We start from the raw sequence: 14901 nt of genomic DNA on the forward strand, positions 1-14901 counted from the left end.
CTTCGTTCGGCGCTCTGGCACAAGGCCAAGGCGCAGTTGAAATCGAAGGCTTCGCAAAGAAAGAGCAATTCGACAGCGCTCGTGACTACAAGAACAACGGCAACCTGTTCGGCGGTTCCGTTGGCTACTTCCTGACCGACGACGTTGAACTGCGTCTGGCCTACGACGAAGTGCACAACGTGCGTTCCGACGACGGTCGTAACATCAAGGGCGCAAACACCGCCCTGGACGCTCTGTACCACTTCAACAACCCGGGCGACATGCTGCGTCCGTACGTATCGGCTGGCTTCTCCGACCAGAGCATCGGTCAGAACGGCACCGGCGGTCGTGACCGCTCCACCTTCGCCAACGTTGGCGGCGGCGCCAAGCTGTACTTCACTGACAACTTCTACGCCCGTGCCGGCGTTGAAGCTCAGTACAACATCGACAAAGGCGACACCGAGTGGGCTCCAAGCATCGGTATCGGTGTGAACTTCGGTGGCGGCTCCAAGCCAGCAGCCGCTCCGGTTCCAGCTCCTGCTGAAGTCTGCTCCGACAGCGACAACGACGGCGTTTGCGACAACGTCGACAAGTGCCCTGACACCCCAGCCAACGTAACCGTTGACGCTGATGGCTGCCCAGCTGTTGCTGAAGTGGTTCGTGTTGAGCTGGACGTGAAGTTCGACTTCGACAAGTCGGTCGTCAAGCCAAACAGCTACGGCGACATCAAGAACCTGGCTGACTTCATGAAGCAGTACCCTTCGACCACCACCACCGTTGAAGGTCACACTGACTCCGTAGGTCCTGACGCTTACAACCAGAAACTGTCCGAGCGTCGTGCAAACGCCGTTAAGCAAGTTCTGGTTAACCAGTACGGCGTTGGCGCTAACCGCGTTCAGTCCGTTGGCTACGGCGAATCCCGCCCAGTGGCTGACAACAAAACCGAAGCTGGCCGCGCCGTTAACCGTCGCGTAGAAGCTCAGGTTGAAGCTCAAGCTAAGTAATTAGCTCGCCGCTTTGAGAAAAGCCCGGCTTAGGCCGGGCTTTTCTTTGCCTGCGATTTGGTGAGGTCGGGCGCCTCAGGCGGACTGTTGCGCCGTCGCGGCCGGCGAACCGCGTTCCCACGCGAGTTGGGCCGAATGGCCGGCCACCGCGCCGATCACCAGGATCGCAGGGCTTTTCAGCCCAAACGCGCAGGCCTCATCCTCCATGGCCGCCAGATCGCTGCGGCATTCCCGTTGCTGGGGTAGGGAGGCGTTCTCGATCATGGCCACCGGCGTATCCGCCGCCATGCCGCCTGCCAGCAACTGCTCGCGGATTTCACCGAGCTTGGCCACCCCCATGTAAATCACCAATGTCGTCCCGCCCTGCGCCAGGGCCTGCCAGTTCAGTTGGCTGTCGTCCTGGGTGTGCGCTGTGACCAGCGTCACGCCCCGCGCCACGCCGCGCAAGGTCAGGGGTATGTCGCAGCGCGTCGCCCCGGCCAACCCGGCGGTGATGCCATTGACCAGTTCCACCTCGATGCCTCGCTCGCGCAGCCACTGCGCCTCTTCGCCGCCACGCCCGAATATGCACGGATCGCCGCCCTTGAGACGCACCGTGCATTTGCCTTGGCGGGCGTAGCGCAGCATCAGGCGGTGAATGAAGGCCTGGGGCGTGGAGCGGCAACCGCCGCGCTTGCCCACGGCGATGACCCGCGCAGCGGGGCAATGTTCCAGCACCGCCGGGTTGACCAGGTCGTCGATCAGCACCACCTGCGCCTCACGCAGGGCGCGGACGGCCTTGAGGGTCAACAGTTCCGGGTCACCGGGGCCGGCGCCCACCAGCCAGACTTTTGCGTTCATGGTGTTTTCCTCATCAGATGACCGCGACCGGCTGGCCGCGGGAGGCCAGCAGGCGCTTGATTTCAGGGACGCAGGAACCGCATTGCGTGCCGCAGCCCAGCTTGTCTTTCAACCCCGGCAGATCCAGCCCTTGATCGATGCCGGCGCACACCGCGCTGTGGCTGACGTTCCTGCAGTTGCACAGGGTCTTGTCTTGCCCGGCGAGGCCCGCAGCGCTGCCCGGCGGCGCGCTCATCGGCGCCAGCAGCCAACGGCGTAGCTGTTCGTCTGTCCGGCCTTCCAGCCAAAGGCCTTGCAGCCAATGCTGCGCGAGCGTCTCGCCGGCCAGTCGGATCGCGGTGATCCGCCCGTGTTCGATGCGCACCCGTTTGCCGATGGCGCGGCGCGGGTCGTCGTAGGCCAGCACGGGGCCATCGATCAGGGCCAGGCACTGGTCGATCTCACGCAGCAAAAGCGGATCCGGGGCGCAGGAGCTGGCGGCGCGGATCAGCAATGCCGGACGTTCACGTCCGATTAGGCTGAAACTTGCGTAGGAAAATGCCTCGCAGAGGGGGCGCAACGCCTCGAAATGCCGCTGCACATCGCCTTCGATCAGGGCAAACAGTTGCCATGGCAGTTCCACCGGCTCCAGGCGCACACCGCTGTGCTTGAGTTCCGGCTGCTTGGACAAGGGATCGAAGGCGGGCAGGGTCAGGCTGTTCACGCCGCCCTTGAGGAACCGGTCCCCCCAGTGCATCGGCAGAAAGGCCTGGCCGGGGCGCACGCTGTCGTCGCTCTCGACCGCGACGATCACCGCGCCCCGACGGCTTTTCAGGTTGACCAGGCTCCCCGGTTGCAGGCGATGCCGCCGCAGTTCATCCGGGTGCAGGCTCAGGACGGCCTCGCCGACATGCCCGAACAGCTGCGCGGCGGTGCCGGTGCGGCTCATGCCGTGCCATTGGTCACGCAGGCGCCCGGTGATCAGGGTCAGGGGGAAGCGTGCGTCGCGCTGTTCCTTGGCGGCGCGGTAGGGGTCGGCCACGAACTGCGCTCGACCGCTGGCGGTAGGAAAAATGCCGTCTTCGTACAGCCGGGGTGTGCCCTGGAGGGCGTTGGAAGGGAACGGCCATTGCTGCGGGCCGATCCGGTCGATCAGCGCGTGACTGATGCCGGACAGATCCAGGTCGCGGCCACGGGTCAGTTGCTTGTACTCGTCGAACAGCTGGGCCGGTTGCTCGAAGGCGAACAGGCTCGGTTGCCCCGGGCGCAGACGTTTCTCCAGGCGTTGTGCGAAATCCACGGTGATCGCCCAATCCGGGCGCGCTTCGCCGGGGGCGGAAATGGCTTTGCGCACGTGGGAAATACGCCGTTCGGAGTTGGTCACCGAACCTTCCTTTTCGCCCCAACTGGCCGCCGGCAGCAGCAGGTCGGCGAAGGCGGCGGTTTCCGTGGTGCGAAACGCTTCCTGCAACACCACGAACGGACAGGCCTCCAGTGCCGCCCTCACTGCTGTCTGGTCGGGCATCGATTGCGCCGGGTTGGTGCAGGCGATCCACAACGCCTTGATCTTGCCGCTGCGCACCTGCTCGAAGAGTTCGACGGCGCTGAGTCCGGGGGCGTCCGGCAGACGATCCACCCCCCAGTATTCGGCGACCTGGGCGCGGTGTTCCGCATTGGCCGCGTCCCGGTGGCCGGGCAGCAGGTTGGACAGGCTGCCGGTTTCCCGCCCGCCCATGGCATTCGGCTGACCGGTCAGGGAGAAAGGGCCTGCACCCGGACGGCCGATCTGCCCGGTGGCCAGGTGCAGGTTGATCAGTGCGCTGTTCTTGGCGCTGCCGGCGGTGGACTGGTTCAGGCCCATGCACCATAGCGACAGGAAGCTGGGCGACGTGCCGACCCATTCGGCGCATTGCTGCAGTTGCTCGACGCTGATGCCGCACAGTTGCGACACCATCGCCGGGGTGTAGTCGCGCACCAGGCTTTTCAGTTCGGCGAGGCCGTCGGTGTGGGCCTGGATGAATGCCCGGTCGATCCAGTCTTCCCACACCAGCAGGTGCAAAATCCCATGGAACAAGGCGACGTCGGTGCCCGGCAGGATCGCAAGATGCAAGTCGGCCAGGTCGCAGGTGTCGGTGCGCCGGGGGTCGATGACGATGACTTTCATCTGCGGACGGCGGGATTTGGCGTCTTCCAGGCGACGAAACAGCACTGGGTGGGCGTAGGCCATGTTACTGCCGACAATCATCACGCAGTCGCTCAGTTCCAGGTCCTCATAGCTGCATGGCGGGGCGTCTGCGCCGAGGCTGCGCTTGTAGCCCACCACCGCCGACGACATGCACAGGCGCGAGTTGCTGTCGATGTTGTTGGTGCCGACCAGCGCCCGCGCCAGTTTGTTGAACGCGTAGTAGTCCTCGGTGAGCAATTGCCCAGAGATGTAGAACGCCACGCTGTCCGGGCCGTGTTCGGCGATGGTGTCGGCGAACACGTTGGCGGCGTGTTCCAGCGCGGTGTCCCAGTCGCAGCGGCTGCGCGCCAGGCCTTTGCCCAGGCGCAGTTCCGGGTGCAGCGCCCGTGCCGCGAGGTCGCCGGTCAGGTGCAGGGTCGAGCCCTTGCTGCACAGCTTGCCGAAGTTGGCCGGATGCGCCGGATCGCCGCTGACGCCGAGGATCCGCTCGCCGTCATGCTCGATCAGCACGCCGCAGCCGACCCCGCAGTAGCAGCAGGTCGAGGCGGTCGTCTGGCGGTCCATCAGACGGCGTCCCGCAGGGCCAGCAGCACCCGGCCGTTCTCCACCCGGGCCGGATGGTGGTGGGCGCAGCCGATATCGGGGGCCAGGGCCTCGCCGGACTCCAGGTCGATCTGCCAGTTGTGCAGCGGGCAGGCCACGCGCTTGCCGTAGATCAGACCCTGGGACAGCGGCCCGCCCTTGTGCGGGCAGCGGTCGTCGAGGGCGAACACTTCGTCGTCGCTGGTGCGGAAGATCGCGATGTCGCCTTTGGGCCCGGCAATGATCCGCGATCCGAGGGCATTGATTTCTTCCAGGGCACAGATATCGAGCCAATTCATGCCGGCACCTCCAGGTTTTTCACGGGGATCACGTCGAATTCTTTCTTCAGCTGAGGCTGCGCCAGGCGTTCTTTCCACGGGTCCTGTTCGAACGACAGGGAGAATTGCAGGCGCTCGTTCAGCGCCTTGCGGCGCTCCGGATCCTCCAGCACGGCTTTCTTGATGTGCTCCATGCCGACCCGTTGCAGGTAATGCACGGTGCGTTCGAGGTAGAAGGCCTCTTCGCGGTACAGCTGCAGGAACGCGCCGTTGTATTCGCGCACTTCCTCGGCGGTCTTGAGCTTGACGAAGAACTCGGCGACTTCGGTCTTGATCCCGCCGTTGCCGCCGATGTACATCTCCCAGCCGGAATCGACGCCGATGATGCCTACGTCCTTGATCCCCGCTTCCGAACAGTTGCGCGGGCAGCCGGAGACCGCCAGCTTCACCTTGTGCGGCGACCACATGTTGAACAGGTCGTGTTCGAGGTCGATGCCCAGTTGCGTCGAATTCTGGGTGCCGAAGCGGCAGAACTCGCTGCCGACGCAGGTCTTCACGGTGCGGATGGACTTGCCGTAGGCGTGGCCGGACGGCATGTCGAGGTCTTTCCAGACGCCCGGCAGATCCTGTTTCCTGATCCCCAGCAGGTCGATGCGCTGGCCGCCGGTGACCTTGACCATCGGCACCTGGTACTTGTCGGCCACGTCGGCGATCCGGCGCAGCTCGGAGGGGTTGGTCACGCCGCCCCACATCCGCGGCACCACCGAGTAGGTGCCGTCCTTCTGGATGTTGGCGTGGGCCCGCTCGTTGATCAGGCGCGACTGCGGATCGTCCTTGGCTTCGCCGGGCCAGGTGGAGATCAGGTAATAGTTGAGGGCCGGGCGGCAGGTGGCGCAGCCGTTGGGGGTGCGCCAGTTGAGGTAGCTCATGGTGCCGGCGATGGTCAGCAGGTGCTCTTGGCGGATGGCCTGACGGATCTGGCCATGGTTGAGGTCGCTGCAGCCGCAGATGGCCTTTTCGCTTTTCGGCTTGACGTCCGCCGCGCCACCGACGGTGTTGATCAGGATCTGCTCGACCAGGCCGGCGCACGAGCCGCAGGAGCTGGCGGCCTTGGTGTGCTTCTTCACCTCGTCGACGCTGAACAGCCCGTGTTCCTGGATCGCCTTGACGATGGTGCCTTTGCACACGCCGTTGCAGCCGCAGACTTCGGCGTTGTCGGCCATGCTCATGGCCTTGTCCTGTCCTTGGTGTCCTACATCGCCGAGGGCGTTTTCGCCGAACATCAGGTGGTCGCGGATCTCGCCGATGGCATGGTTCTCACGAATCTGCCGGAAATACCAACCACCATCTGCCGTATCGCCGTACAGACAGGCCCCGACCAACACGTCATCCTTGATCACCAGTTTCTTGTACACCCCGCCGATCGGGTCGGAGAGGGTGATGGTCTCGGTGCCTTCGCCGCCCATGAAGTCGCCGGCGGAAAACAGGTCGATGCCGGTGACCTTCAGTTTGGTGGACGTGACCGAGCCCTGATAGCGGGCAAAACCCAGTTGCGCCAGGTGGTTGGCGCACACCTTGGCCTGTTCGAACAGCGGCGCGACCAGGCCGTAGGCGATGCCGCGGTGGCTGGCGCATTCGCCGATGGCGTAGATGCGCGGGTCGTAGGTCTGCAGGGTGTCGTTGACCAGGATGCCGCGGTTGCAGGGGATGCCGGCCTTTTCCGCCAGCTCGGTGTTGGGGCGGATACCGGCGGCCATCACCACCAGGTCGGCGGGGATGATGTCGCCGTTCTTGAACTGCACCGAGCCGACCCGGCCGTTGCCGGCGTCGTGCAGGGCCTGGGTCTGCTCGCACAGGCGAAAGTGCAGGCCGCGAGCCTCGAGGGCGGTTTGCAGGAGCTGGCCGCTGGTCTTGTCCAGTTGCCGTTCCAGCAGCCATTCGCCCAGGTGCACCACGGTGACGTGCATGCCGCGCAGCATCAGGCCGTTGGCGGCCTCCAGCCCCAGCAGGCCGCCGCCGATGACCACGGCGTGCTTGTGGGTCTTGGCGGTGTCGATCATCGCTTGGGTGTCGGCGATGTCGCGGTAGCCGATCACGCCCTGCAAGGTGTTGCCGGGGATCGGCAGGATGAACGGCGTCGAACCGGTGGCGATCAGCAGGCGGTCGTATTCGGCTTCGGTGCCGTCTTCGGCGATCACCCGGCGCTTGACCCGGTCGATCTCCACCACCTTGCGGTTGAGGAGCAGCTGGATTCCGTTTTCCAGGTACCAGTCCAGGTCGTTGAGCACGATCTCTTCGAAGGTCTGTTCGCCGGCCAGCACCGGCGACAGCAGGATGCGGTTGTAGTTGGTGTGCGGTTCGGCGCCGAAGACCGTGATGTCGTAGAGCTCGTCGCTCAGCTTGAGCAGTTCCTCCAGGGTGCGGACCCCGGCCATGCCATTGCCGATCATCACCAGTTTGAGTTTTTTCATCAGGTTCTCCGGGAGCGTGGGGCTTGCCTCTTGTGGGCAGTCAGGCCGTGCTCGACAAATGTTGCGCAAACAAAAAAGGCGTCCCGTCAGTGGCCTGACGAGGACGCCTTTGTCCTGATCCCGTTCGCTCGGGAAGCGCGGCCTTCGTCGTTGAAGGCTGCGCTTTATGTGTGTTGGAAGCGTTAATGCAGCGGTTGTGCCAAGTGGCCGCAAACGTTGGTTTTCAAGGGCTGAGCCGTGATCGGAGTGGCGGGAGGGCCGTGGTTTCGCACTGAATCGAAGCGGGTTGCCCGCAAATGGGGCGCCCCCCCCCCGCGAAAGGCGCGCCCCGGTGTCAGCCATGGAACAACAGAAACAGCAGCGCCAGGTTCCCCAGCAACCCCAAAAGCGCCAACGTCCGCCAGACCTTCAGCGGCTCCCGCTCCAGCAACGGCCGGGGCCGGACGCTCAGGCTGCGGCGTTCGCCGTGCTCCAGCACCAGCAACCATTCTTCGGCGGTCTCGTAGCGTTGCGCGGGATCGGCCTCCACCCCGCGCGCAAGGCACTGCGCCAGCCATTCCGGCACGTCCGGCCGGTAGCGGGCGGCGCTGACCGGCACGCCGAAGCGCGGGCGCTGGAACGCTTCGACCTCGCCAAAGGGGTAATGCCCGGTGAGCAGAAAGTACAGGGTCACGCCCACCGCATAGAGATCCTGCGCCGGTGCGGGCGCTTCCCCGCGAAAGGCCTCGGGGGCGATGTAGCTGGGCGTGCCCGGCAGGGTGGCGGCGTTGTCCTGGGACAGCCCCGGACAGTAGGCCAGGCCGAAATCCAGCAGGCGCAGCTCGCCGTCGTCACCCAGCAGCAGGTTCTCCGGCTTGATGTCGCGGTGCAGGATCTGCCGCCGGTGCAGCAGGCCCACCGCACGCAGCAGGCGCTCGGCCAGTTCGCGCCATTGCGCCAGCGGCAACGGGCCGCTCTGTTCGAACAACCGGGCGAGGGTCGTCCCGGCGTATTCGCGCATCGCGTAGTACAGATGCTGACGTTGCGTCGCCGCATGGACTTCAGGAAAGTGCCGCCCGGCGACCCGTTTCAGGAACCATTCCTCGGATAACAGGGCTTGGCCGGCGTGGGGATCGTCCTTCAGGTGCGCAGGCAACGTCTTCAGCAACCAGGCCTGACCCTGTGCGTCGAGCACGCGATACAGCATCGATTGCTGGCTGTGGCCGATGAGGCCTTGCACCTGCCAGCCTTCGAACGACTGTCCGGGTTTCAGCGGGGGCGGCAGCGGCCACTGCTGCAGATGGATCAGCGCATCGCCGATGTTCGCTTCGCCGGGCGCATCCACCCGCACCAGCAAGGCGCTGGCGTTGTCCTGGCTGCCGGCCAGGTGGGCGGCGTTGACCAGCGTGCGGGCGGCCACGGCCAGGTCCGGCTGGTCGCGCAGCACCGCCGCAATCGCCGTGTCGCCCAGCGTGGACCACACGCCGTCGCTGAGCAGCACGAAACACTCGCCGGCCCGCAGTTCGCCGTCGAGAAAGTCCAGCACCAGATGCTGATCCAGGCCCAGGGCGCGCTTGAGCACATGCTGCATGCCCGGCTGTTCCCAGACGTGGTCTTCGGTGATCCGTTGCAGGGTGTCGGCGTGCCAGCGGTACACCCGGCAATCGCCGACGTGGGCCAGGGTGAAGCGCTGGCCGCGCATGACCAGGGCGCTGACGGTTGTGAGCAGCGGCTGGCCGCCGCCGTTGGCCTGCAGCCAGCGGTTCTGCGCCAGCAGCAGGCGGTCCAGGGCCTGGGCCGCGCTCCAGGTCTCCGGGGTGGCGTAGTAGTCCAGCGCCAGCGCCTGCAAGGTCGAACGGGCGGCCAGGCCGCCGTCGGCGCACTGGCTGACGCCGTCGGCGATGGCGAACAGAAAGCCTTTGCTCGCCGCCAGCGCCGGGGCCGGAGTGACCAGGCGCAAGGCGTCCTGGTTCTCCGGGCGCGGGCCGGTGGCACTGGCTTCGGCGAAACTCAGTTGCAGCGCCATGGCCGGTTCAGACCCGCGCGGCGGTCACGGCGGCCGAGCCCCAGGTGGTTCTCCAGCGGCGCTTGACGCCGTGCAGGCCGAACCAGGCCAGCACGCCGAGGCTCGCGAACAGCCACAGCGCCAGTTGATAACTGCCGGTGCTCTGCTTGATGGCGCCCATGCCCGCCGCCAGGGCAAAACCGCCGATGCCGCCGGCCATGCCGATCAGGCCGGTCATCACGCCGATCTCCCGGCGAAAGCGCTGCGGCACCAGTTGGAACACCGCGCCGTTGCCCGCGCCCAGACCCAGCATGGTGCAGACGAACAGCGCCAGCGCTGCGTAGGAACTCGGCAGGTTGAAACCGACCACCGCGATGCAGATCGCCGCCACGGTGTACATCGCCAGCAAGGTGCGGATGCCGCCGAAGCGGTCGGCCAGCGCACCGCCCAACGGCCGCATCAGGCTGCCGCCGAACACGCAGGCGGCGGTGTAGTAGCCGGCGGTCACCGGGTTCAGGCCGTACTGATCGTTGAAGTAGCCGGGCAGGGCGCTGGCCAGGCCGATGAAGCCGCCGAACGTGACGCTGTAGAAAAACATGAACCACCAGCTGTCGCGGTCGCCCAGCGCCTTGAAGTAGTCGGCCATGGCCTTGGGCTTCGGCCGCTCAGGCGCGTTCTTCGCCAGCCAGGCGAACACCGCGACCGTCAGCAGCAGCGGGATCAGGGCGAAGCCGAACACGTTGCTCCAGCCGAACGAAGCGGCCAGCACCGGGGCGATCAGCGCCGCGAACACCGTGCCGGAGTTGCCGGCCCCGGCGATGCCCATCGCCTTGCCCTGGTGCTGCGGCGGATACCACTGCGAGGCCAGCGGCAGGGCCACGGCGAACGACGCGCCGGCCATGCCGAGGAACAGGCCCAGCAGCAGCGCCTGTTCATAGCTGTGGATGCCCAGTTTCCAGGCACCGAACAGCGCGCCGATCACGATTGCCTGGCCGATCAGCCCGGCGGTCTTGGGCGACAGCCGGTCGGCGAGCATGCCCATCAGAAAGCGCAGCACCGCGCCGGCCAGGATCGGCGTCGCCACCATGAGGCCGCGCTGCTGGGTGGTCAGGTGCAGGTCGGCGGCGATCTGCACCGCCAGCGGGCCGAGCAGGTACCAGACCATGAAGCTCAGGTCGAAATAGAGGAAGGCCGCGAACAGGGTCGGGGTATGGCCGGATTTCCAGAAGCTTGAATTCATCGCGCACCTCAGCTGTGAATGGCTCGGGAGCCGTCGTCCCGAGAAGGGGTCATGCCAGCCGGTGGCGCGCCGCCACGGCCGCACCACCGGCCCCGGTCTGTGGGGCCAAAACGCAAAGACGCCGCTATCCGGCACGCCGCAGGGGCGAGGCAGATGAGCGACGTCTTTGTCGTAGGGTGGGGCAACCGCCGTTGGTTACCTGTGCGGAGTGCTAGCGAGATCTGTGCCAACCACGCTGTGGCGAGGGAGCTTGCTCCCGCTCGGGTGCGCAGCGCCCGCCAGGTTGAAGGGGCCGCTGCGCAGTCCAGCGGGAGCAAGCTCCCTCGCCACAGGAGATAGCAAGGATGGGGTCAGCCCAGCAGCTCGCTCATGGCAATGATCTGCTCCGCCACCTGGATCAGTTTCTGCTGGCGGCTCATGGCCTGGCGGCGCATCAGGGTGTAGGCCTCTTCCTCGTTGCAGTCCTTCATTTTCATCAGCAGCCCCTTGGCCAGCTCGATGCGCTTGCGCTCGGCCAGTTGCTGGTCGCGGGCCTGTAGCTGGGCGCGCAGGGCCTGGTCGCTTTCGAAGCGGGCCATGGCCACATCGAGGATCGGCTGCAGCCGCTGTGCGTGAATGCCTTCGACGATGTAGGCGCTGACCCCGGACCGGATCGCCTGGCGCATCACGCCGGGGTCGTGCTCGTCGGTGAACATCACGATCGGCCGGGGCCGGTCGCGGGTGACCAGCACCACTTGTTCCATCACATCGCGGCCCGGTGACTCGGTATCGATCAGGATCACGTCGGGGCGCACCGTTTCGACGCGCGCAGGCAGGTCGATGGTCAGGCCGGACTCGTCGATGACATCGAAGCCGGCCTCGGTCAGCGCGGCCTTCAGGCGTCCGACTTTTTTTGCGGTGTCGTCGATCAGCAGAATGCGCAGCATGTTCGCGGTCTCCTGTCAGCGGCGGGCGAGCGACGGCGCGCTGTCGTTCAGGGCGTGCAGCCGGAAGCTGCGGGCATAGGCGGCCGGGTCGCTGCCGTCCCAGACCTTGCCGTCGATCAGTTGGCTGCTGCGCATGTCGGCGAAGCCTGCCGGCATGTCCACGGCAGCGGCGGCGTCGCGGTACAGCGCCAGTTGCTGCACCTGGCGGGCGACGCCGAGGTAGTCCGGGTCGTCGCGCAGCAGGCCCCAGCGGCGGAACTGGGTCATGAACCACATGCCGTCCGAGAGGTACGGCAGGTTGACGGCGCCGTCGCGGCAGAAGCTCAGGGCGTGCGGATCCTGCCAGCGGTGGCCGAGGCCGTCGGCGTAGTCGCCGAGAAAGCGCGGCTCGATGCACGACGCCGGGGCGTCCAGGTACTGCGGCGCGCTCAGCAGGTGCGCGGTGCTGCGCCGGTTTTCCGGGCTGGCCTCGATGAAGCGGCTGGCCTCCAGCACCGCCATCACCAGCGCCCGGGCGGTGTTGGGGTATTGCTCGACGAAGGCGCGGGTGCAGCCCAGCACTTTTTCCGGGTGGTCGGGCCACAGCGCTTGGGTGGTCGCCATCGTGAAGCCGAGGTCCTGCTGCACGGCGGCGGCGGCCCAGGGCTCGCCGGCACAGAAACCGTCGATGCGCCCGGCCTGCAGGTGGGCGACCATCTGCGGCGGTGGCACCACCACGCTGTCGACGTCCTGCAGCGGATGGATGCCCTGGCTCGCCAGCCAGTAATAGAGCCACAGGGCGTGGGTGCCGGTGGGGAAGGTCTGGGCGAAGGTGAGTTTTGCGCGTGATTGGTGCACATGGGCCGCCAGCGCTTCAGGACCGGTCACGCCCAGGCGTTGCAGGCCGTGGGACAGGTTCAGGCTCTGGCCGTTCTGGTTCAGCCCCATCAGCACCGCCATGTCGGTGGGCGCCACGCCGCCGATGCCCAGGTGCACGGCGTAGATCAGGCCGTACAGGCTGTGGGCGGCGTCCAGCTCACCGCTGACCAGCCTGTCGCGCAGGTTGGCCCAGGAACTCTGGCGCTTGAGGTTCAGGGTCAGGCCATAGGGCTGGGCGAAGCCCTGGGTGGCGGCGACCACCACCGAGGCGCAGTCGCTCAGGGCCATGAAACCGAGGTCGATCACGTTCTTTTCCGGAGCGTCGCTGCCGTTGACCCAGGCCAAGGGCCCGGCGGAGGGTTCATTCATCGCAAGCACCTGCCAAAGCGGCCTCAAAAAAAACGTCGTCCCCGGCCTTGACCGCGCAATGCCGGGTGACGACGCCCTTGTCCTTGCCCGGTGGCCACCATTGGCCGGCGGGCTGATGGGGAGAGGTGCAAGGCATATGCCAGCGCGGGCCGATTTGCGCGTGCGCCTCGCGCGCCAGGGTGATGCCCGGCTATAATCGCGGCCTCTTTTCGCCGCCCGAGTCATCGCCGACCATGTACACCCTGGCCCGTCAGCTGTTGTTCAAACTTTCCCCGGAAACCTCCCACGATCTGTCGCTGGACCTGATCGGTGCGGGCGGGCGTTTGGGCCTCAACGGCTTGCTGTGCAAGGCCCCGGCGCAGGTGCCGGTGACGGTCATGGGCCTGGATTTCCCGAACCCCGTGGGCCTGGCGGCCGGCCTGGACAAGAACGGCGCGGCCATCGACGGCTTCTCGCAGCTGGGCTTCGGCTTCGTCGAGATCGGCACCGTCACCCCGCGCGCGCAGCCGGGCAACCCCAAGCCGCGGCTGTTCCGCCTGCCGGAGGCCGAGGCGATCATCAACCGCATGGGCTTCAACAACCTCGGCGTGGACAACCTGCTGGCGCGGGTTGCGGCGGCCAAGTACAAGGGCGTGCTGGGCATCAACATCGGCAAGAACTTCGACACCCCGGTCGAGCGCGCGGTGGACGATTACCTGATTTGCCTGGACAAGGTCTACGCTCACGCCAGTTACGTCACGGTCAACGTCAGCTCGCCGAACACCCCGGGCCTGCGCAGCCTGCAGTTCGGCGATTCGCTCAAGCAACTGCTGGCGGACCTGGCGGCGCGCCGCGCCGAACTGGCCTTGCAACATGGCAAGCATGTGCCGCTGGCGATCAAGATCGCGCCGGACATGACCGACGAAGAGACCGCCCAGGTGGCGCAGGCGCTGATCGAGACCGGGATGGACGCGGTGATCGCCACCAACACCACCCTGGGCCGCCAGGGCGTCGAAGGCATGGAGCACGGCGACGAGGCGGGCGGCCTGTCCGGCGCGCCGGTCCGTGACAAGAGCACCCACACCGTGAAGGTGCTGGCCTCCGAGCTGGGCGGCCGTCTGCCGATCATCGCGGCCGGCGGCATCACCGAAGGCAAGCACGCGGCCGAGAAGATCACCGCGGGCGCGAGCCTGGTGCAGATCTATTCCGGCTTCATCTACAAGGGCCCGGCGCTGATCCGCGAGTCCGTGGACGCGATCGCCGCCCTGCGCTGAGACCTCAGGCGCCATCGCCGGCAGGGCTCTCTGGCAATGCCCTGTGGCGAGGGAGCTTGCTCCCGCTCGGCGGCGCAGCCGACGCCGGATTCCTAAGGGAAGGCGGGGCCGCTTCGCAGCCCGGCGGGAGCAAGCTCCCTCGCCACAGGCTGGATCGGCAGGCATAAAAAAGGGCTCCTCGAAGGAGCCCCTGGGCCGTAGCCCGCCGTCCGGGAAGGACGTGCGTGGTTAAATCGTTGCGAATTCAGATTGTCGTGTCGGAATAGGTGCCCTGTGTCAGCCGACGGCGTGAAGTTCGTTGAGTCTGTGGATTCCCGCAGTGCCGGTCATACCGTCCCAGTTGTCGCCGCGTCCTTCCCGCCAGCCGTTGATCCAGGCTTGGCGTACCGACGGTAGAGTAAATGGGCAAAGCTCACGGGATTTGCCACCAACGCCATATTGATATCCGCGCAAAAATGCTCTTTCCAACGGATCACGCTTAAGTCTTCTCATAGGGTGTTTCCCTCACTTGTTGACTGTTTTTGTCGCGTCGACCCCCAACGGGGTCAGGCAGAAAAACTCTGCCGTTGGCGGCTCGCTGCCGGCGTGGCGAGCCAAGGTGTTGACGCCGTTGCGACGTCAACCTGGAGTCAGTTCTAACCAATGAGTCACATCGAGGGAATGACCGTTTTGTCATAAGGACGTAACGAAAAGCGTGCTATGGCGATAAGTAACAGCGTATTTTTCCAATGTTTATTGGCCAAACCCCGGTATGATCGGCGCTGCGCTGAATGATGGGGTTAATCCTTTAGTGAGAATGACCCACGCTTGCAGTCGGGTACTATTCGACGAAGGGTTGCTTTGAGTCATTTTGTTGCATCAACTTTTTTATCTGTCCCGGCATCTAAGCTCTTTTGACCCGAGCAGCGGGGATGGAACGGCACACCTTCGTGCCACGCGGGCGCTCTTGCAGA

The 14901-nt window shown here is 65.8% G+C and carries 11 protein-coding genes; 2 read left to right on the forward strand and 9 right to left on the reverse strand.

The features are described from left to right. Positions 1–983 (forward strand): OmpA family protein (locus ACIP0B_RS12955; RefSeq protein ID WP_400832358.1); only part of this gene is annotated, 983 nt, incomplete at its 5' end. 75 nt (positions 984–1058) lie between these two features. On the opposite strand, the gene cobA is transcribed toward ACIP0B_RS12955, so the two are convergent. The 8 genes from cobA to ACIP0B_RS12995 all read right to left on the reverse strand — a co-directional run bounded on the left by cobA (position 1059) and on the right by ACIP0B_RS12995 (position 12695). Next, positions 1059–1823, reverse strand: coding sequence for a uroporphyrinogen-III C-methyltransferase (gene cobA / locus ACIP0B_RS12960; protein ID WP_400832360.1), 765 nt, complete (start codon positions 1821–1823; stop codon positions 1059–1061). Positions 1824–1836: 13 nt separating this feature from the next. Next, the gene (locus tag ACIP0B_RS12965; RefSeq protein ID WP_400832362.1) at positions 1837–4551 is read right to left on the reverse strand and encodes a molybdopterin-dependent oxidoreductase; all 2715 of its coding nucleotides are present in this window, start codon (positions 4549–4551) and stop codon (positions 1837–1839) included. Beyond that, complete coding sequence (gene nirD / locus ACIP0B_RS12970; RefSeq protein ID WP_400832364.1) at positions 4551–4868, reverse strand: nitrite reductase small subunit NirD; 318 nt, start codon at positions 4866–4868, stop codon at positions 4551–4553. The genes ACIP0B_RS12965 and nirD overlap by 1 nt, the downstream gene beginning before the upstream one ends. Continuing rightward, complete coding sequence (gene nirB / locus ACIP0B_RS12975; protein WP_400832366.1) at positions 4865–7318, reverse strand: nitrite reductase large subunit NirB; 2454 nt, start codon at positions 7316–7318, stop codon at positions 4865–4867. Before nirB ends, nirD begins: the two co-directional genes overlap by 4 nt. Before the next feature lie 334 nt (positions 7319–7652). Then, a complete protein-coding gene (locus tag ACIP0B_RS12980; RefSeq protein WP_400832368.1) occupies positions 7653–9323 on the reverse strand; it encodes a protein kinase in 1671 nt (556 codons plus the stop codon). A gap of 7 nt (positions 9324–9330) precedes the next feature. After that, the gene (locus ACIP0B_RS12985; RefSeq protein WP_400832371.1) at positions 9331–10542 is read right to left on the reverse strand and encodes a nitrate/nitrite transporter; all 1212 of its coding nucleotides are present in this window, start codon (positions 10540–10542) and stop codon (positions 9331–9333) included. 350 nt (positions 10543–10892) lie between these two features. Then, on the reverse strand, positions 10893–11468 hold the full coding sequence (locus tag ACIP0B_RS12990) for an ANTAR domain-containing response regulator (RefSeq protein WP_400832374.1): 576 nt from the start codon (positions 11466–11468) through the stop codon (positions 10893–10895). 15 nt (positions 11469–11483) lie between these two features. Further along, a complete protein-coding gene (locus ACIP0B_RS12995; protein WP_400832376.1) occupies positions 11484–12695 on the reverse strand; it encodes a CmpA/NrtA family ABC transporter substrate-binding protein in 1212 nt (403 codons plus the stop codon). 233 nt (positions 12696–12928) lie between these two features. Between ACIP0B_RS12995 and ACIP0B_RS13000 the strand changes: the two genes are divergently transcribed. Then, entirely contained in the window at positions 12929–13948 is a 1020-nt protein-coding gene (locus ACIP0B_RS13000) for a quinone-dependent dihydroorotate dehydrogenase (protein ID WP_400832378.1), read from the forward strand. Positions 13949–14224: 276 nt separating this feature from the next. On the opposite strand, the gene rmf is transcribed toward ACIP0B_RS13000, so the two are convergent. After that, a complete protein-coding gene (gene rmf, locus ACIP0B_RS13005; RefSeq protein ID WP_003223300.1) occupies positions 14225–14440 on the reverse strand; it encodes a ribosome modulation factor in 216 nt (71 codons plus the stop codon). Positions 14441–14901 lie beyond the last annotated feature (461 nt).

This window comes from Pseudomonas sp. NPDC089534 (assembly GCF_044749305.1).
Taxonomy (GTDB): domain Bacteria; phylum Pseudomonadota; class Gammaproteobacteria; order Pseudomonadales; family Pseudomonadaceae; genus Aquipseudomonas; species Aquipseudomonas ekonensis.

Bases quoted from the DNA above. Each gene is read 5' to 3' on its own strand.
- ACIP0B_RS13000 (WP_400832378.1), top strand. From the start codon at position 12,929: ATGTACACCCTGGCCCGTCAGCTGTTGTTCAAACTTTCCCCGGAAACC.
- ACIP0B_RS12990 (WP_400832374.1), bottom strand. From the start codon at position 11,468: ATGCTGCGCATTCTGCTGATCGACGACACCGCAAAAAAAGTCGGACGC.
- cobA (WP_400832360.1), bottom strand. From the start codon at position 1,823: ATGAACGCAAAAGTCTGGCTGGTGGGCGCCGGCCCCGGTGACCCGGAA.
- nirD (WP_400832364.1), bottom strand. From the start codon at position 4,868: ATGAATTGGCTCGATATCTGTGCCCTGGAAGAAATCAATGCCCTCGGA.
- rmf (WP_003223300.1), bottom strand. From the start codon at position 14,440: ATGAGAAGACTTAAGCGTGATCCGTTGGAAAGAGCATTTTTGCGCGGA.
- ACIP0B_RS12980 (WP_400832368.1), bottom strand. From the start codon at position 9,323: ATGGCGCTGCAACTGAGTTTCGCCGAAGCCAGTGCCACCGGCCCGCGC.
- ACIP0B_RS12985 (WP_400832371.1), bottom strand. From the start codon at position 10,542: ATGAATTCAAGCTTCTGGAAATCCGGCCATACCCCGACCCTGTTCGCG.
- nirB (WP_400832366.1), bottom strand. From the start codon at position 7,318: ATGAAAAAACTCAAACTGGTGATGATCGGCAATGGCATGGCCGGGGTC.
- ACIP0B_RS12965 (WP_400832362.1), bottom strand. From the start codon at position 4,551: ATGGACCGCCAGACGACCGCCTCGACCTGCTGCTACTGCGGGGTCGGC.
- ACIP0B_RS12995 (WP_400832376.1), bottom strand. From the start codon at position 12,695: ATGAATGAACCCTCCGCCGGGCCCTTGGCCTGGGTCAACGGCAGCGAC.